General features: G+C 68.4%; 16 protein-coding genes. 7 read left to right on the forward strand and 9 right to left on the reverse strand.

The genetic code is table 11. The features are described 5' to 3' along the window. Positions 1 to 225: 225 nt before the first annotated feature. The 4 genes from AC07PF_RS29695 to AC07PF_RS29710 all read left to right on the forward strand — a co-directional run bounded on the left by AC07PF_RS29695 (position 226) and on the right by AC07PF_RS29710 (position 2,901). Positions 226 to 783, forward strand: a complete 558-nt coding sequence (locus AC07PF_RS29695; RefSeq protein WP_494614302.1) for an MgtC/SapB family protein — start codon at positions 226 to 228, stop codon at positions 781 to 783. Positions 784 to 996: 213 nt separating this feature from the next. Next, positions 997 to 1,932 carry a DMT family transporter gene (locus AC07PF_RS29700; RefSeq protein ID WP_007854977.1) on the forward strand — a complete coding sequence of 312 codons (936 nt, stop codon included), beginning with the start codon at positions 997 to 999 and terminating at the stop codon, positions 1,930 to 1,932. 120 nt (positions 1,933 to 2,052) lie between these two features. Continuing rightward, on the forward strand, positions 2,053 to 2,283 hold the full coding sequence (locus AC07PF_RS29705; RefSeq protein WP_007854978.1) for a hypothetical protein: 231 nt from the start codon (positions 2,053 to 2,055) through the stop codon (positions 2,281 to 2,283). Positions 2,284 to 2,361: 78 nt separating this feature from the next. After that, positions 2,362 to 2,901, forward strand: coding sequence for a DUF924 family protein (locus tag AC07PF_RS29710; RefSeq protein ID WP_494614303.1), 540 nt, complete (start codon positions 2,362 to 2,364; stop codon positions 2,899 to 2,901). Here AC07PF_RS29710 and AC07PF_RS29715 read toward each other — a convergent pair. The 3 genes from AC07PF_RS29715 to AC07PF_RS29725 all read right to left on the reverse strand — a co-directional run bounded on the left by AC07PF_RS29715 (position 2,898) and on the right by AC07PF_RS29725 (position 6,202). Continuing rightward, positions 2,898 to 3,671 carry a fumarylacetoacetate hydrolase family protein gene (locus tag AC07PF_RS29715; protein WP_494614304.1) on the reverse strand — a complete coding sequence of 258 codons (774 nt, stop codon included), beginning with the start codon at positions 3,669 to 3,671 and terminating at the stop codon, positions 2,898 to 2,900. The genes AC07PF_RS29710 and AC07PF_RS29715 overlap by 4 nt on opposite strands. Before the next feature lie 6 nt (positions 3,672 to 3,677). Then, the gene (locus tag AC07PF_RS29720; RefSeq protein ID WP_007854985.1) at positions 3,678 to 4,661 is read right to left on the reverse strand and encodes a Bug family tripartite tricarboxylate transporter substrate binding protein; all 984 of its coding nucleotides are present in this window, start codon (positions 4,659 to 4,661) and stop codon (positions 3,678 to 3,680) included. Positions 4,662 to 4,960: 299 nt separating this feature from the next. Beyond that, positions 4,961 to 6,202, reverse strand: a complete 1,242-nt coding sequence (locus tag AC07PF_RS29725; protein WP_494614305.1) for a pyridoxal-phosphate-dependent aminotransferase family protein — start codon at positions 6,200 to 6,202, stop codon at positions 4,961 to 4,963. A 122-nt stretch (positions 6,203 to 6,324) separates the two neighbouring features. Between AC07PF_RS29725 and AC07PF_RS29730 the strand changes: the two genes are divergently transcribed. From AC07PF_RS29730 to AC07PF_RS29740, 3 genes are all read left to right on the forward strand, one after another. Further along, on the forward strand, positions 6,325 to 7,023 hold the full coding sequence (locus AC07PF_RS29730) for a GntR family transcriptional regulator (RefSeq protein WP_494614306.1): 699 nt from the start codon (positions 6,325 to 6,327) through the stop codon (positions 7,021 to 7,023). A 12-nt stretch (positions 7,024 to 7,035) separates the two neighbouring features. Beyond that, positions 7,036 to 10,080, forward strand: a complete 3,045-nt coding sequence (locus tag AC07PF_RS29735) for an FAD-binding and (Fe-S)-binding domain-containing protein (protein WP_494614307.1) — start codon at positions 7,036 to 7,038, stop codon at positions 10,078 to 10,080. A 556-nt stretch (positions 10,081 to 10,636) separates the two neighbouring features. Beyond that, on the forward strand, positions 10,637 to 11,032 hold the full coding sequence (locus AC07PF_RS29740; protein ID WP_494610245.1) for a hypothetical protein: 396 nt from the start codon (positions 10,637 to 10,639) through the stop codon (positions 11,030 to 11,032). Here AC07PF_RS29740 and proC read toward each other — a convergent pair. The 6 genes from proC to AC07PF_RS29770 form a co-directional block, all read right to left on the reverse strand. Next, complete coding sequence (gene proC, locus AC07PF_RS29745) at positions 11,018 to 11,869, reverse strand: pyrroline-5-carboxylate reductase (protein ID WP_494614308.1); 852 nt, start codon at positions 11,867 to 11,869, stop codon at positions 11,018 to 11,020. The genes AC07PF_RS29740 and proC overlap by 15 nt on opposite strands. A 41-nt stretch (positions 11,870 to 11,910) precedes the next feature. Continuing rightward, on the reverse strand, positions 11,911 to 13,026 hold the full coding sequence (locus AC07PF_RS29750) for an ABC transporter substrate-binding protein (RefSeq protein ID WP_494614309.1): 1,116 nt from the start codon (positions 13,024 to 13,026) through the stop codon (positions 11,911 to 11,913). Between the two features lie 283 nt (positions 13,027 to 13,309). Then, the gene (locus AC07PF_RS29755) at positions 13,310 to 14,029 is read right to left on the reverse strand and encodes an ABC transporter ATP-binding protein (RefSeq protein WP_494610243.1); all 720 of its coding nucleotides are present in this window, start codon (positions 14,027 to 14,029) and stop codon (positions 13,310 to 13,312) included. Continuing rightward, positions 14,026 to 14,814: an ABC transporter ATP-binding protein gene (locus tag AC07PF_RS29760; RefSeq protein WP_494614310.1), complete on the reverse strand. Its 789-nt coding sequence runs from the start codon at positions 14,812 to 14,814 to the stop codon at positions 14,026 to 14,028. The genes AC07PF_RS29755 and AC07PF_RS29760 overlap by 4 nt, the downstream gene beginning before the upstream one ends. 14 nt (positions 14,815 to 14,828) lie before the next feature. After that, entirely contained in the window at positions 14,829 to 15,716 is an 888-nt protein-coding gene (locus AC07PF_RS29765) for a branched-chain amino acid ABC transporter permease (protein ID WP_494614311.1), read from the reverse strand. Beyond that, positions 15,709 to 16,602 carry a branched-chain amino acid ABC transporter permease gene (locus AC07PF_RS29770; protein ID WP_494614312.1) on the reverse strand — a complete coding sequence of 298 codons (894 nt, stop codon included), beginning with the start codon at positions 16,600 to 16,602 and terminating at the stop codon, positions 15,709 to 15,711. Before AC07PF_RS29770 ends, AC07PF_RS29765 begins: the two co-directional genes overlap by 8 nt. Positions 16,603 to 16,635 lie beyond the last annotated feature (33 nt).

Genomic DNA, 16,635 nt, shown 5'->3' on the forward strand with positions numbered 1-16,635 from the left:
TCTTTGGTGACTTTCTCTTGGCGACGCAAGAGAAAGTTACTGCGCCGCCGGGCGCACATCCCGGCTCCCGCCCTCAACCAAAGCACACAGCAACCACAAACAACACAGACACAAACGTCAGCCCCGTCCTACCCCCAATACCGCCTCCCACCTCTAGCCGCCCCCAAACGTCCAGAGCACATTGACGCCAGCCCCCCCAACACCCACAAAGACAGCACCCACACCATGGCAGAAACAAGCACCACCGACGCCTGGTGGCAACAGGTCGCAACCACCGTCGCCTCAGAATTCTCCGACGTCCCTGACGCCGGCGAAGCCACCCGCATCGTCGTGCGCCTCATGGTCGCCGGCATCCTGGGCGGCATGCTGGGCTGGGAGCGCGAGCACGCCGGCAAGGCCGCCGGCATACGCACCCACATGCTGGTGGCGATGGGCGCGGCCCTGTTCGTGCTGGTGGCGCAGCAGATCGGCATCGGCCCCGCGGACAACAGCCGTGTGATCCAGGGCATCGTCGCGGGCGTCGGCTTTCTCGGGGCCGGCACCATCCTCAAGGGCGATGGCGATGGGGAAAGCCAGGTCCGGGGCCTGACGACCGCCGCCGGCATCTGGCTCACCGCCGCCATCGGCGTGGCCGCAGGCCTGGGGCGCGAAGTCACGGCTGTGCTCAGCACCGTGCTGGCACTGGCCGTGCTGTGGCTCATCCCGCTGCTGCACGACGCCACACAGAACCGTTCGCAGCGCGGTGGCAAAGAAAAAGCAAAAGAAAAACAAGAAGCCGATTGATTGATCGATAGACGATAGCGCAGGCAAACAAGCAGGCAGGCAGACAGGCAGGCGTCCCGCAGCGTGGGAATGTTGGCAGCCTGCTGGCAGCAGGCCTGGGCTACACTTTTTGCAGAGCCCTGCACTGCGCCGGGGGATCGATCCCACCGCCCACGATCACGATTGTTGCTGCCATGACCTTGTCCCCAGTCCTCCTCGCTCCGGGAACCGCCGGTGGCTGAGCCCACCGCCCAGGCCGCCCCACCCAGCCAGACCCCTGCCCGTGCACCGCTGTCGGGCAACCTGCGCGGCATCATCGCCATGTGCCTGGCGGTGGGCTGTTTTTCGGTGATGGACGCGCTGCTCAAGACCCTGTCGGGCAGCTACCCCGCCATGCAGGTCGCCTCCATGCGCGGCCTGGCGGCCCTGCCGCTGGTGGCCCTGTACGTGCTGTGGCGCGGCGAGGTGCGCGGCCTGCTCAAGGTGCGCTGGCCGCTGCACCTGCTGCGCGGCGCGATCAACATCACCATGCTGGCGCTGTTCGCGTTTGCGCTGCGCGAGCTGGGCCTGGCCGAGGCCTACACGCTGTTCTTCATCGCGCCGCTGCTGATCACGGCCCTGTCCACCGTGGTGCTGGGCGAGAAGGTGCGCGGCGCGCACTGGATCGCCATCGTGCTCGGCCTGGTGGGCGTGGTAGTGGCGCTGCGCCCGAGCCAGGAGGCCATGCTCTCGGTGGGCGCACTGGCCGTACTGGGCGCGGCCGCGGGCTATGCCATCTCGGCCATTGCCGGGCGCCTGCTCACGCGCACCGACTCGAGCGCCAGCCTGGTCTTCTGGACCACGGCCATGCTGGCACTGGGCGCCACGGCCCTGGCCCTGCCGCAGTGGAAGGTGCTGGACGCCTCCCACTGGCCGCTGGTGGCCGCCATGGGGGTCTCGGGCTTCCTCGGCCAACTGGCGATCACCGAGGCCTTTCGCCACGGCCAGGCCTCGGTCGTGGCGCCTTTCGAGTACACCGCCCTGGCCTGGGGCATGGGGCTGGACTGGGTGCTGTGGCAGGCCGTGCCCGGCGCCTCCACGCTGATCGGCGGCGCCATCATCATCGGCAGCGGGCTGTACCTGGTGCGCACCGAGCGCAACACGCAGCAGCAGGCCGTGCTGCCTCCGTGAACTGCAATTGCCGTCTTCGGCCCGCTTGCCCACGGGGTCCGGTCTGACAAGGCCAGCCCGGCCGCCGGGCTGTAATAAAGGCATGCCAACAGCGGCCTCGTTGCCGCAAGGATGCCTTCCATGAAACAAGCCCCTACGCAGCACGCCACCATCCGTGGCCATGTGACGTTCACCCCCGGCGACGGTGCACCCATCGCCATCCCCGAAGGCCCGGTGGAGCTGATCACCGCACCCGACAGCACCACCCTGAGCTGGACCACCGAAGACGATGCCGCAGGCTCCGCCGCGATCCCCAAGGACCAGTACAACCAGTACGTCAAGGACGGCAAGATCCGGCTGACCAAGCACTGAGGAAACCACCGCCTTCGGACCGACCGACCTGCATGCGCCCTATCATGGGCGCATCTTTTTTTAGCGCCCCGCCCGCCCATGCAAGCCGAAGACGTTTTCCACTTCTGGTTCGAGGAACTCACGCCCAACCAGCACTTCATGCAGGACGATGCGCTCGACCGCCGCATCACCGAACGCTTCGGCGCCACGCTGGCAGCCGCGCGCCAGTGCGAGCTGTCATCCTGGCGCGCCTCGCCGGAGGGCCGGCTGGCCGAGATCATTGTGCTCGACCAGTTCTCGCGCAACGTGTACCGCAACACGTCCGGTGCCTTCGCGCAGGATGCCCAGGCGCTTACCCTGGCGCAGGAACTCGTGGCCAGTGGCCAGCACAAGGCATTGCCCATGGCCCAGCGCGCCTTTGCCTACATGCCCTACATGCACAGCGAGTCGCTGGCCATCCACACCCAGGCGATGGAGCTGTTCGACCAACCGGGTCTGGAGAACAATCTGGCGTTCGAGGTGAAGCACCGCGACATCATTGCGCGCTTTGGCCGCTACCCACACCGCAACCAGGTCCTGGGGCGCGTGTCCACGGCCGAGGAAACGGCGTTCCTCTCGCAGCCCGGTTCGTCGTTCTAGAGTTGCAGCGAGGCGGTGCCCACGCCATCGAATTCCACTTCGACCATGTCCCCGCGCGAGGCGGGCAGCAGGCCCACCCACGACCCGGTGGTCACCACCGTGCCGGCAGCCACGGTCGCACCATTGCGCGTGGCATGTTGCAGCCAGGTGGGCAGCAGCCAGGCCGGGTCGCCCAGAGGGTGCGTGCCCGTGCGCAACACGGGCTCGCGCGTGCCAATCCGCGTGGTGCAGCGTTGCGCCGCCCAATCGCGGGCGGCATAGGGCACCCAGTCGCCCAGCGCCAGCGCGCCGTGCGACTGCAGGTCGGCCAGGCGCAGCAGGGCCGGGGCGTCGCCGCCTTCCTGCCAGCGCGTGTCCACGATCTCGATGGACACAGCCATGGCATCGACGAACATGCCCGCGGTATCGGGCGTGAGCGCCGCGGCCTGCGCGGGCGACACGGCCTGACCCAGGCGCAGCGCGATCTCGGACTCGATGCCGATGGTGTGGAACTGCAGGGCCGAATAGTCGGCCGGGCTGGTGCGCACGCCCGCTGGCGGCAGCGGTGCATGCGTGAGCACGGCCTGGCGGTTCGGGCCACCCGACTTCCAGTGCCGCGCCGGCCCCGGCGGGAACCAGCCCATGGCATGGGCCACGGCCTCCTGCACGGCATAGGCCGCAGGCGCATCCGCCAGCGCCCCGCCCCAGGGCAAGGCACTGATGGTGCGGCCCGCCTGCCATGCGGCCACCAGGGCCTGGGTCAATCCGGTCGTCGGGTTCTGTTCAGCCATCGTCTTCTAGCTCTCCACTTTGACATTGCCTTCTTTGACCACCTTGCCCCACTTGGCAATCTCGGTGGCGATGAAGTCCTTGAATTTGTCGCGTGTTCCGCCGCCGTCTTCGGCGCCGTAGGTGTCCAGGCGTTCCTGCACGTCGGGCATGGCCAGCACCGTGTTCACGTCGCGGTTGATCTTGTCGGCCACGCCCGATGGTAGCTTGCCCGGCCCGGCCAGCCCGTACCAGGTGGTGGCCTCGAAGCCCTGGAAGCCCTGCTCCTGCATGGTGGGCACGCCGGGGTGGCCCTTGGCGCGCTTGGTGCGCGTCTGCGCCACGGCGGCCACCTTGCCGCTCTTGACGTGCGGGGTGGCGGCCGTCATCGTCTCGAAGCAGTACTGGATCTGGTTGCCCATGAGGTCGGCCAGTGCCGGTGCGCTGCCCTTGTAGGGCACATGCAGCGCATCCACCCCCGCCTGCAGCTTGAACATCTCCAGCGCCAGGTGCTGGGCCGAGCCCGGGCCGGCCGAACCGAAGCTCACCTTGCCGGGGTCTGCCTTGCACAACGCCACGATCTCTTTCACGGTCAGCGCCTTCTGCCCCGGCCCCGCGATCAGCAGGTTGGGCGTGACGCCCACCATCACGATGGGCACGAAGTCGCGCTGCACGTCGTAGCGCAGCTTGGGCTGCAGGCTGGGCGCCAGGGCATGGCTGTTGATGTGCGCCATGAGCAAGGTGCTGCCGTCGCTGGGTTGCTGGGCCACGTACTCGGCCGCCAGCACGCCCGACACGCCGGCCTTGTTCTCCACGATGACCGACTGCTTCCACATCGTGGAGAGCTTGGTCGCCACCACGCGCGCCAGCGCATCGGTGCCGCCCCCGGGCGGAAAGCCCACGATGATGCGCACCGGGCCGCTCGGCCACTCCTGCGCGAACAGGCGCGGCGCGCCGAGCGTGGCCGCTGCCGCGCCTGCGGACTGGATCAGGGAACGTCTTTTCATCATCATCGCTTGTCTCCTTCGTTGGCCCTTTTTTGTGCAGGCCGGGTTGAATGAACTCAGCACATACCGCCCCGGCCGCATGCGTGCACGGCCAGTGGCAAAAAGAAAACACGGGGTCGATAACTCGGCCAAACCATGCTTGCGCCGGGGGCGCAGGCGGGCGAAAAGCCTGCACGTGCGTGCGGGTGAAAAACCTGCACATGCGTGCGGGCCAAAAGCCTGCACATGCGTGCAGGCGAGCAGCCGGCGCCTCCCGCAGGCGCCGGCCGATCTGTCAGGCCTTCAAGGAACGGGCAGTCGAGGGCTCAGGCGGCCTTCTTCAATGCGGCAGGTGCCGCATGGTTGGCAAAGTAGTCCATGCTGGCCTGCACCCCGCTGCCGGCCAGGGCCACACCCGAAAGCTTGAGCCCCATCTCCACGCCCGCCACCATGGCAATCAGCGTGAGGTCGTTGCTGTCGCCCAGGTGGCCCATGCGGAACATGCGGCCCTTGAGCTTGCCCAGGCCCGTGCCCAGCGACAGGTCGAAGCGCTGGTGGATGAGCCGGCGCACGGCATCGGCATCCACGCCCTCGGGCGTGATCACGCCGGTGAGCACGGGCGAGTACACGGCCGGGTCGGCGCACTGGATGGGCAGGCCCCAGGCGTTGACGGCGGCGCGCACGCCCGCACCCCAGCGCTGGTGGCGCGCGAAGACGTTGTCCAGCCCCTCGGCGAGCAGCATGTCCAGCGCCTCGGACAGGCCGTACAGCAGGTTGGTGTTGGGCGTGTAGGGCCAGTAGCCGTCCTTGTTCATCTCCACGATCTCGTCCCAGGCCCAGAAGGCGCGCGGCAGCGTGGCCTTCTTCGAGGCCTCGAGCGCGCGTGGCGACAGCGCGTTGAAGCTGATGCCCGGCGGCAGCATCAGGCCCTTTTGCGACCCGCTGATGGTCACGTCCGCACCCCACTCGTCGTGGCGGAAGTCGGCGCTCGCCAGGCCGGAGATGCTGTCCACCATCAACAGCGCCGGGTGGCCCGCCGCGTCGATGGCCTTGCGCACCGAGGCGATGTCGGAGGTCACGCCCGTGGAGGTCTCGTTGTGCACCACGCACACGGCCTTGATCTTGCGCTCGGTGTCCTTGCGCAGGCGCGCCTCGATCAGGTCGGCCTGCACGCCGCGGCGCCAGCCACCGGCCAGGGGCAGGTGCTCGTCCTTGCCCTCCCAGGCCAAAAATTCGGTGGAGATACCCAGGCGCGTGGCCATCTTCTGCCACAGCGAGGCGAAGTGCCCGGTCTCGAACATCAGCACATGGTCGCCCGGGCTCAGGGTGTTGCACAGGGCCGCTTCCCATGCGCCGGTGCCCGAAGCGGGGTAGATCGCCACCGGGTGCCGGGTCTGGAAGATCTTCTGGATGCCCGAGAGCACCTTGAGCCCCAGGACGCCGAACTCGGGCCCCCGGTGGTCGATGGTGGGCAGGCTCATCGCCCGCAAAATGCGGTCTGGCACCGGGCTGGGGCCCGGGATCTGCAGGAAGTGGCGGCCAGTAGGGTGAAAGTCGAGTTGAAGCATGGAGCGTCCTTTCTTTCTTCAGTTTTGCATGCAAAAAACACAATTGCATGCGGGAATACCCTGAAATATAGCGATTGATCCGCCAATTTTTTGCATGCAAAATTCAAAACAGAAAGAACTTCATGGCTGAAATCATCGAAATCTCCCGCCTCGCGCTGCACGACCAGGTCGCCGCGCGCCTGCGCACCATGCTGGTGGAAGGCCAGATCGCGCCCGGTGCCAAGCTCAATGAACGCGAGCTCAGCGAGCAGCTGCGCGTGTCACGCACCCCGCTGCGCGAGGCCATCAAGCTGCTGGGTGCCGAAGGCCTGGTGGACCTGCTGCCCAACCGCGGCGCCGTGGCCGTCAAGCTGACCGAGGCCGACGTGGTGAACACCTTCGAGGTGCTGGCCACGCTCGAAGGCATGTCGGGCGAACTGGCTGCCCAGCGCATCACCGATGCCGAGCTGGCCGAGCTGCGCGCCCTGCACTACGAAATGATGGCCTGCTTCGCCCGGCGCGACCTGTCGGGCTACTACCGCATCAACGCCAGCATCCACACCGCCATCAACGAGGCGGCGCGCAACCCGGTGCTCACGGCCACCTACCGCTCCATCAATGCCCGCGTGCAGTCGCTGCGCTTTCGCACCAACCAGAACGAGACCAAGTGGAAGCTGGCCGTGGCCGAGCACGAACAGATGATCGACGCCCTCGCCGCGCACGACGCCGAGGCCATGCGCAAGGTGCTCGTAGCCCATGTGCAGCGCAAGCGCGACACGGTGCTGGAGCTGCTGCGCGCAGGCGAGATCTACCCCCAAACCAAGCGGCAAGCCAAAACCTAGGACCCCCTCCCCATGCGCATCGAACCCGCCAGCACCCTGCAGCCAGCCGGTACCACCCTGCCCCCCAACGAGACCTGCGAGGCCCTGGCGCGGCGCCTGGCCGCCGAGACCGAGGGCGAGGTGCTGTTCGATGCCGGATCGCGCGGGCGCTACGCGACCGATGCCTCCATTTACCAGATCATGCCGGCCGGCGTGCTGGTGCCGCGCACCGAGCGCGACATCGCCACCGCCATCGCCATCGCGCGCGACCTCAAGGTGCCCGTGCTGCCGCGCGGCGGCGGCACCAGCCAGTGCGGCCAGACCACGGGCGCGGCCCTGGTGATCGACAACACCAAGCATTTCCGCAAGCTGCTGGCCTTCGATGCCGAGGCCCGCACCGCAACCGTGGAGCCGGGCATCGTGCTCGACCACCTGAACGCCCAGCTCAAGCCCCACGGCCTGTGGTACCCGGTGGATGTGTCCACCAGCGCCCAGGCCACGCTGGGCGGCATGGCGGGCAACAACTCCTGCGGCTCGCGCTCGGTGGCCTACGGCAACATGGTGCACAACGTGCTGGGCGCGAGCGCCTGGCTGAGCGACGGCGAGCTGGTCGACTTCGGCCCGCTGGCCACGCTGGGCCCGCGCGCCAGCGCCATTGCGCAGCATGTGCATGCCCTGGCCCAGCAGCACCGCAGCGAGATCGCCGAGCACTGGCCCAAGGTGATGCGCCGCGTGGCCGGCTACAACCTCGACATCTTCGACAACCAGAGCGAGAAGCCCTACACCGCCGACGGCAGCGTGAACCTGGCGCACCTGCTCATCGGCTCCGAGGGCACGCTGGCCTATACGCGCAGCCTGACCCTGAAGCTCAGCGAACTGCCGCGTGCCAAGGTGCTGGGCATCGTCAACTTTCCAAGCTTCCACAAGGCCATGGACTCGGCGCAGCACATCGTCAAGCTCGGCCCCACGGCGGTGGAGCTGGTGGACCGCACGATGATCGAGCTGGCGCTGGCCAACCCGGCCTTTCGCCCCACGGTGGAGACGGCCCTCATCGGCAAGCCCGAAGCCATCTTGCTCGTGGAGTTCTCGGGCGCTGACAAGGCCGCCCTGCTGCCGCAGCTGCGCCAGCTGGTGGAGCTGATGGGCGACCTGGGCATGCCCGGCAGCGTGGTCGAGATGCCTGACGAGGCGCCGCAGAAGAACCTGTGGGAGGTGCGCAAGGCGGGCCTGAACATCATGATGAGCCTCAAGGGCGACGGCAAGCCCGTGAGCTTCATCGAAGACTGCGCCGTGCCGCTCGAACACCTGGCCGAGTACACCGACGGCCTGACCGAGGTGTTCGCCAAGTACGGCAGCCGCGGCACCTGGTATGCGCATGCCTCGGTGGGCACGCTGCACGTGCGCCCCATCCTCGACATGCGCACCGATGGAGCGGCCAAGATGCGCGCCATTGCCGAGGAGGCCAGCGCCCTGGTGCGCAAGTACAAGGGCGCCTTCAGCGGCGAGCATGGCGATGGGCTGTGCCGCGGCGAGTGGATCGAGTGGCAGTTCGGCCCGGCGATCAACGAGGCCTTTCGCGCCATCAAGACCCACCTGGACCCGATCGGCCTGTACAACCCCGGCAAGATCATCGACCCGCCCAAGATGGACGACGGCGCGCTGTTCCGCTTTGCGCCGCCCACGGCGCCCCGGCCCTACAGGCGCATCCCCCTCACGCCCGTGCTCGACTGGTCGGCCTGGAACGTGCAGGCCGACCCCGTGACCGAGGTGACCACCGCGCCCGGCACCGGCGGCGACGTGACCGGCGGCTTCGCCAAGGCCGTGGAGATGTGCAACAACAACGGCCACTGCCGCAAGTTCGACGCCGGCACCATGTGCCCCAGCTACCGCGTGACGCGCGACGAGCAGCACCTCACGCGCGGCCGCGCCAACACCTTGCGCCTGGCCGTGTCGGGCCAGCTGGGCCCCGACGCCTTCACCAGCGAGGCCCTGCACGACACCATGGACCTGTGCGTGGGCTGCAAGGGCTGCAAGCGCGACTGCCCCACGGGCGTGGACATGGCCAAGATGAAGGTCGAGTTCCTGGCCCACTACAAGCGCAAGCATGGCCACACGCTCAAGGACAAGCTGGTGGCCCACCTGCCCGGCTATGCGCGCACGGCCAGCCACTTCGCCTGGCTGCTCAACCTGCGCAACACCGTGCCCGGCGCGGCCTGGCTGGGCGAAAAGCTGCTGGGCTTCTCGGCCCGGCGCTCACTGCCCGCCTGGCGCGCGGACACCTTCTGGCGCCGCCACGATGCCTCCCTGTTTGCCAGCAAGGACGACACCATCGCCGCCGCCCAGGCCGGCCGCAAGACGGCCGTGCTGTTCGTCGACACCTTCAACGGCACCTTCGAGAGCGAGAACGCCCTGGCCGCCGCGCGCGTGCTGCACGCCGCAGGCTACGTGCTGCACACCGTGGAAAAGGCCGGCGGCCACCACTGCTGCGGCCGCACGTACCTGGCCACCGGCATGGTCGACGAAGCCAAGGCCAAGGCCGGCGCCCTCATCGACGCCCTGCTCCCCCTGGCCCAGGCCGGCATCGCCATCGTGGGGCTGGAACCCTCGTGCCTGCTCACCCTGCGCGATGAAGCCCTGGTGATGGGCCTGGGCGACAAGGCCGTGACCGTCTCCCAGCAAGCCCTGCTGTTCGAGGAATTTTTAGCCCGCGAAGCCAAGGCCGGGCGCTTCGCCCCAAGGCTCAAGCCCGCCGGCAAACCCATCCTGCTGCACGGCCACTGCCACCAAAAGGCCTTCGGCGCCGTGCCCCCCATCCTGGAGGTGCTGCGCCTGATCCCCGAGGCCCAGCCCGAGCTGATCGAAAGCTCCTGCTGCGGCATGGCCGGCAGCTTTGGCTACGAGGCTTCGCACTACAAGGTGTCGATGCAGATGGCCGAGGCGGCGCTGCTGCCTGCGATGCGCAAGAACCCCGATGCCATCGTGGTGGCGGACGGGACGAGCTGCCGACACCAGATTGCGGACGGGGCGCAGCGGGAGGCGGTGCATGTGGCGAAGTTGCTGGACGGGCTGATGCACTGAGAGGCAGGAACGCGGTCCCTGTTGCGCATGCGGGCCTACGGTGCCTACTGCATATCTTTGATGATCGGTACCAGAAAAAACACCCCCGGGCGGCATTGGCGCAAGGCATATTGGCTATCCAGAACGGCTGTCCAGCTCGCCAACCGCGCCGGTGCGGGTCGGTAAACATGCGGGGGTTGACCGTGCCACCCAACAAAACAAGCTGGCGAGCGACTGCCAGACGACGACGGCGAAATCGCGACAGAAGATGCCTCGGAAACTCACCCGTCTTGCATCGGCGCTCCGCGATGATGATCCTCCGTAGATACATCGCCAGTTGCTTCAACGGAAGAAACTCCCACCGCGCGTAAAGCACCCACCCTGGACCCCAATCTGGTACAGAACGGGGTTTTGGTCGGATGCGGCGGGACATGCTGATGATCAATGCGCTTGCGGCATTAGACCACCATGACCCGCGTTTCTTGGGGTGACGCGCCAAAGCGCCCAGGGTAGGCTTCGCGCCTGGCTCGATTTGAGCATTCGGTGCACGAACCATCTTCTTCAGTTGCTCCACCCCATGACCACATCCGAATCCATCCGACGCCTGTGGCTGATTTCAAGCGCACTGCAAAGGCAGACAGAGGCCGAGATCCGTGATGGAACGCATGGGATGACCCAGGAGACCATCGCGGATCTCAAAAAAGCCCTGGCAGAAATGTCGGACCTTCGCCATCAGGTTCATCAACTGATACCTGACTTCAACCCCGACAACGCCGACGAGCCCTGCGAATGCTCGGCAGCCGATCGTCTGCTGGTGGAGTCCATGACCAAGGCTGCCGAGCTGGAATTCGCAGGAGACTGCGCTCGTGCGATCTCGACCCTGGAGGAGTTTCTGGCGCTCGAATCATCGTTCTGGCATCGCGAAATGGCAACGGAGGAACTGCAAAGGCTTAAGGACTCATCCCGCAGCTGACTTGGTCCCCCCACCCTCCTCCCCCAGCTCATGCGCCCGCTGCTCCGAAGCCCGCATGGCGCGCTCGAAGGCATCGGCCACCCCGTCCCTCGCCAGGGACTGCAGCGCCGCATAGGTCGTACCGCCTTTGGACGTGACCCGCTCGCGCAGCACGGCCGGTGGCTCGTCCGAACTGCGCGCCAGCTCCGAGGCGCCCACGAAGGTGCCCACGGCCAGCCGGTGGGCCTGCTCGGCCGACAGGCCCATGGCCGTGCCGGCGCGCGCCATGGCTTCCAGGAAGTAAAACACGTAGGCCGGGCCCGAGCCCGACAGCGCCGTCACGGCATCGAGCTGCTTTTCGCTGTCCACCCACAGGTACTCGCCCGTGGTGGCCATGATGGCCTCCACGCTCTGGCGCTCACCCTCGGATACGCCGGGGCGGGCGTACAGCGCGCTCATGCCCTTGCCCACCAGGGCCGGGGTGTTGGGCATGGTGCGCACGATGCGCTCGCTGCCCAGCCACTGGGCGATGCTGTCCGAGCGGATGCCGGCGGCCACGCTCAGGTGCAGGGCGTCCTGCGTGTGGGCACGCGCCTGGGCGGCGGCGTCCTTGAAGGTCTGGGGCTTGACGGCCCAGACTACGATGCGGGCGCGCTGCAGGGCCGGGCCGGCCTCAGTCTGGGCGTCGATGCCGTAATTCGCGCGCAGGGCTTCGCGCGCCTGTCCCCAGGGTTCGACGACCTCGATCTGGCTGGCCGGGTGGCCCTGGCGGACCAGGCCGCCGATGATGGCGCTGGCCATGTTGCCGCCGCCCATGAAGGCGATTGGGGGAAGGGAAAGGGACGTGGGGAGGGACATGGAAAGCACAGTTTGTTGTTGTGGTTGGGGAAGGTCGGGCATCACTCCATCACCCGGCCGTTGCCGCGGTAGATGCCCAGGGAGGTGTAGCGCGAGGCCACCTGCCTGCCGGGTGGCAGGGCCAGCGTGAAGTCGCCCAGGTCCACGCTCAGACCACGCTCCAGGGCCTTGCGCACGCCGGCGGCCGACGGGTCGTCGCCGGCCGCGCGCAGGGCCTCCACGGCAAAGCGCAGGTTGATGCAGCCCTCCAGGCTCAGCAGCGAGGGGCTGGCGTCGCCCGCGCGGGCCAGGCTGGCCTGGTAGTCGCGCACCACGCGGCGCGCGCCGTTCCAGGGGCTCGGGTAGAGCATGGAGGTCATGATGCCGGCCACCCTGTCCCGCAGCTGGTCGGTCAGTACCCGGCCACCGACGACATTGAGCACCGCCACGCGCGCGCCAGGACCGGCGGCGCCCTGGTAGGCCGCGATGAAGGCGGGCGCCGCCTGCCCCGCGGCGATCAGCACCACGGCATGGGGTTGCGCGCGCTGAACCTGGGCCACCGTGTCCGGCAACTCGCCCAGGCGGATCTCTGCGGGCTGGCGGCCCGCGAAGGCCTTGCGCGCGCTGTCGAGCCCGGCGCGGCCGAAAGGGTTGTCCTGGTAGACCAGGGCCACCCGGTCCATGCCGATGGTGGGCAGGATGCGTGCAAAGCCCTCGAACTCGTCGCCGTTGCCGGCCTTGGTGTGGAACACCCAGCGGCTGCCGGGCAGCGACTCCTGGCGCAGCAGGTCGGCGCCGCTGGAGACGCCGACCACCGGCACCTTGAGTTCCGCCAACACCGGCTGCAGCTGCTGCAGCGAGCCGGTGCCCACCAGGTTCACGAAGGCAGCGATGCCCTTGCCCGCCAGCGTGCGCGCATTCGCCACCGCGCGCTCGGGCTCGTATCCGTCGTCCAGGTAGTGGATGGCCACCGGGCGCCCGCGCACCCCGCCCGCAGCGTTGATGCTGGCCAGGCAGGCGTCCGCGCCCTTGCGGTACTCCTGCCCGTACTCGGCAAAGGCGCCGCTGAACGGGGCCGTCGTGCCCAGCTGGATGGGTGCCGGGGTTGTCTGCGCATGCAGCGCTGCGGGCGCTAGCGCCCACAGCAGGACCGGGATGGAGAGACGGGCAAGCAGCATGGGCGGCTCCTCGAAGCGCAGACGGACAGAAACGGAGGGAGATGGCGAAGTGCAGCGGTTCATACGGATTCAAGGCGAACCAACGACGTTAGACGGTTGAAGGCGAATCCGTATCAGTTATTCATTGCGCTGCACGCCACCCACGGCGTATGAAACTGGCGCGGCCCAAGCCAGTGCTCCCGTGCAAGGGCCGCCCCGCCGCACCGGGAGCGTCCCCCTCCCGACTCGCGCAGCGAGTCGAGAGAGGGGTGAAGGCGCGAAGCGACTCAGGGGGTGTTTCACTTCAGTGCGCGCGACCGCCCAGGTAGAGCTCGCGCACCTTCTCGTCGCGCATCAGCGCGCCGGCGTCGCCCGTGAGCGCCACCGCGCCCATGGAGAGCACGTAGGCGCGGTCGGAGATGCGCAGCGCCTCCATCGCGTTCTGCTCGACCATGAGGATGGTCACGCGCTCCTGGTCGCGCACGTGGACGATGGCGTCGAACACCTCGTGCAGCACCTTGGGCGAGAGGCCGGCCGAAGGCTCGTCGAGCAGCAGGATGCCTGGGCGCGGCATGAGGGCCCGTGCCAGCGCGAGGATCTGCCGCTCGCCGCCCGACATGGAGGCCGCGCGCATGTCCAGCTTGCGCGCCAGCACCGGGTACAGTGCGCACAGCTCGTCCATGCGCCGTGCGCACTCGGCCTTGGGCAGGTAGTGGCCGCCCACCTGCAGGTTCTCGCGGATGGTCAAAGCGCTGAAGACGTTGTCCGTCTGCGGCACGAAGCCCAGGCCACAGTGGCGGATCTTGCGGTGCACGGGGATCTGCGAGACATCCTCGCCGCGCAGCGTGATGCGGCCGCTGCGCGGCAGCAGGAAGCCGGCGATGGTCTTGAGCAGCGTGCTCTTGCCGCAGCCGTTGGGCCCCAGCAGGGTCACGATCTCGGAGCCCTGGGCCTGCAGACTCATGCCGCGCAGGATGTCGATCTCGGCCGTGTAACCGGCCACCACATCGTGGATTTCTATCATGCGGCCTCCGGGCTCGGTTCGGTGGGGCGGGATGCGGTGCCCAGGTAGGCCTGCAGCACGCGCTCGTTGCGGGCCAGCTCTTCGGGGGGGCAGCTGGCGACGATCTCGCCACGGTCGAGCACCACGCAGCGCGTGCAGACCTCGCGGATGAAGTGCATGTCGTGCTCCACGATCACCAGGGTCATGCCCTGGGCGTTGAGCCGCTGCAGCGCCGTGACGATGTCGCGGCGCAGGTTGGGGTGCACGCCCGCCGTGGGCTCGTCGAGCAGCAGCATGCGCGGCCGCGCCATCAGCGCGCAGACGATGCCAAGCAGCTTCTTCTGCCCGCCCGAGATGGCCGATGCCGGCAGGTCGCGCACGGGGGTCAGCAGCAACTCGCGCAGCAGATGCTCGGCCCGGTCGCGGGCGTCGCGCTCGGCATGGCGGGCACCGCGCGTGGCCAGCAGGGTGTCCCACACGCCGTGGTGGGCCGTGGCGGCGGCCATGGCCACCTCCATCACCGACATGCGGGTGGGCATGGACGGCAGCTGGAAGGTGCGCGCCATGCCGGTGCGCACGATGCGGTGCGCGGTGAGCCGCTCGATGGACGTGCCGGCGAAGCGCACGCTGCCCGCATCCGCCGGCGTGAAGCCGGTGATGACGTTGAGCAGGGTGCTCTTGCCCGAGCCGTTGGGCCCGAGCAGGCCGACGATCTCGCCCTGCGCGATCTGGATGTTCACGTCCGACAGGACCTGGTTGCCTCCGAACGCCTTGGCGACGCTGCGGACTTCGAGGAATGCATTCATGGGTGCGGTGGTGGTCATGGCATCTTTCGCAGCTTCTCGGGGATCAGGCCCTCGCTGCGCCACAGCAGGCAGGCCAGCAGGATGGCGCCGATCAGGCCCAGGCGCAGCGCGCCGGCCAGGTCGGAACTGAAGTGGAAGTAGTCCTTGGCAAACGGCACCAGCGCATAGGCGCCCTGCACCAGCACCACCCCGGCGAGCACGCCGGCCGTGTTGCCCATGCCACCGATCATCACCATGGTCCACAGCAAAAAGGTCTCCGACGCCACCATGTAGTCAGGGCCGGCGAAGCTCATGTAGTGGGCGTAGAGCGAGCCCGCCAGCGCCGTGACGGCGGCGCCGGCCATGATGGCCCGCGTCTTGAGCGATCGCAGGTCGTAGCCCATGCAGATCGCCAGCTGCGGTTCCTCGCGCGTCAGGCGCAGTGCGCGGCCGAAGCGGCCATTGGCCAGGCGCCGCACCAGCAGCGCGAAGGCCGCGACCAGTGCCAGCACCAGGGCCAGGAAGGCCAGTGCGCTCCACGGCCGGCCGAGCCCGTCGAACAGCGAGGGGATGGCGCTGATGCCGTTGGCGCCGCCGGTCAGCCAGTCCTCGTTGGTGGCCACGGTGCGCAGGATCTCGGCGATGGCCAGGGTGGCGATGCCCCAGTAGTCCGAGCCGAGCTGGCGCCCCAGGCGGGCGATGCACCAGCCCAGCAGCATGGCCACGAGCACGCCGCAGCCGGCGCCCGCCAGCGGCGGCCAGCCGGCCTGCACCGCGATGCCGGTGGCGTAGACGCCGATGCCGGCAAACGCGATGTGGCCGAAGTTGAGCAGGCCGGCATAGCCCGCCTGCAGGTTCAGGCCCAGGGCCATCAGGCCGTAGATGCCGGCGATGGTCAAGGTGGAGATCAGGAAGTCAAACACGGCGCACCTCGCGGTCGAACAGGCCGTAGGGCTTGAAGAGCAAGGCCAGCAGCAGGATCAGGAACGATGCGGCGCTGATGTAGGAGACCGGCAGGAAGGCCAGCGGCTTGCCCACCAGCCAGCCGAAGTCGAGGTTGGTGACCAGGGTCTCGGTCAGCGCGATCAGCGCTGCGCCGGCTACCGCCCCCAGCGGGTTGCCCAGGCCGCCCAGGATGGCGGCAGCGAACACCGGCAGCAGCAGGTCGTGGCCCAGGTTGATGTGGGCGCCGGTGGACAAGGCCAGCAGGCTGCCGCCCAGGCCGGCGATGGCGCCGCTGGCGAAGTTGACCAGGCGCGTGGTGCCCTCGGCGTTCAGGCCCGATGCCGCCGCGAGCGCCGGGTTGGTCGACAGCGCCCGCATGGCGCGCCCCGTGCGGGTGAAGAACAGCAGCAGTGTGAAGAGCGCCAGCAGCACGGCCGTGGTGCCCATGGCGGCGATCTGCGTGTGCGACAGGCGCACGCCGCCCAGCACCACGGGCTCGGTGATCGGCAGGTTGAACATGCGCGGGAAGGAGCCCGCGACACCCTGCGCCACGGCCACGACCAGCATGGCCACGGCGAGCGAGCCGATCATGGCGATGGCCGGGCCCGAGCGCAGCAGGCGGCGGAACACCAGCAGGTGCAGCACCAGCGTGAGCAGGCCCGTGAGACCGCAGGCAGTGGCAATGGCCAGCGGCAGCGGCAGGCCCCAGGCGAACAGGGCATAGGTGGCGTAGGCACCGAGCATGGCGTACTGCACGTGCGCGATGTTGGGAAACTTGACCAGGCCGTAGACGGTGCTCAGGCCCAGCGCGACGAGCGCGAGGTCCGAGGCACGCAACAGCGTGTCGAAGAGGAGTTGAAGCATGGAAACGGGTCGGTGGGCCCGGCCCCGCGCGCA

Source organism: Acidovorax sp. GW821-FHT10A04 (assembly GCF_059415825.1).

Bases quoted from the DNA above. Each gene is read 5' to 3' on its own strand.
- AC07PF_RS29695 (WP_494614302.1), top strand. From the start codon at position 226: ATGGCAGAAACAAGCACCACCGACGCCTGGTGGCAACAGGTCGCAACC.
- AC07PF_RS29705 (WP_007854978.1), top strand. From the start codon at position 2,053: ATGAAACAAGCCCCTACGCAGCACGCCACCATCCGTGGCCATGTGACG.
- AC07PF_RS29710 (WP_494614303.1), top strand. From the start codon at position 2,362: ATGCAAGCCGAAGACGTTTTCCACTTCTGGTTCGAGGAACTCACGCCC.
- AC07PF_RS29715 (WP_494614304.1), bottom strand. From the start codon at position 3,671: ATGGCTGAACAGAACCCGACGACCGGATTGACCCAGGCCCTGGTGGCC.
- AC07PF_RS29720 (WP_007854985.1), bottom strand. From the start codon at position 4,661: ATGATGATGAAAAGACGTTCCCTGATCCAGTCCGCAGGCGCGGCAGCG.
- AC07PF_RS29725 (WP_494614305.1), bottom strand. From the start codon at position 6,202: ATGCTTCAACTCGACTTTCACCCTACTGGCCGCCACTTCCTGCAGATC.
- AC07PF_RS29730 (WP_494614306.1), top strand. From the start codon at position 6,325: ATGGCTGAAATCATCGAAATCTCCCGCCTCGCGCTGCACGACCAGGTC.
- AC07PF_RS29735 (WP_494614307.1), top strand. From the start codon at position 7,036: ATGCGCATCGAACCCGCCAGCACCCTGCAGCCAGCCGGTACCACCCTG.
- AC07PF_RS29740 (WP_494610245.1), top strand. From the start codon at position 10,637: ATGACCACATCCGAATCCATCCGACGCCTGTGGCTGATTTCAAGCGCA.
- proC (WP_494614308.1), bottom strand. From the start codon at position 11,869: ATGTCCCTCCCCACGTCCCTTTCCCTTCCCCCAATCGCCTTCATGGGC.
- AC07PF_RS29750 (WP_494614309.1), bottom strand. From the start codon at position 13,026: ATGCTGCTTGCCCGTCTCTCCATCCCGGTCCTGCTGTGGGCGCTAGCG.
- AC07PF_RS29755 (WP_494610243.1), bottom strand. From the start codon at position 14,029: ATGATAGAAATCCACGATGTGGTGGCCGGTTACACGGCCGAGATCGAC.
- AC07PF_RS29760 (WP_494614310.1), bottom strand. From the start codon at position 14,814: ATGAATGCATTCCTCGAAGTCCGCAGCGTCGCCAAGGCGTTCGGAGGC.
- AC07PF_RS29770 (WP_494614312.1), bottom strand. From the start codon at position 16,602: ATGCTTCAACTCCTCTTCGACACGCTGTTGCGTGCCTCGGACCTCGCG.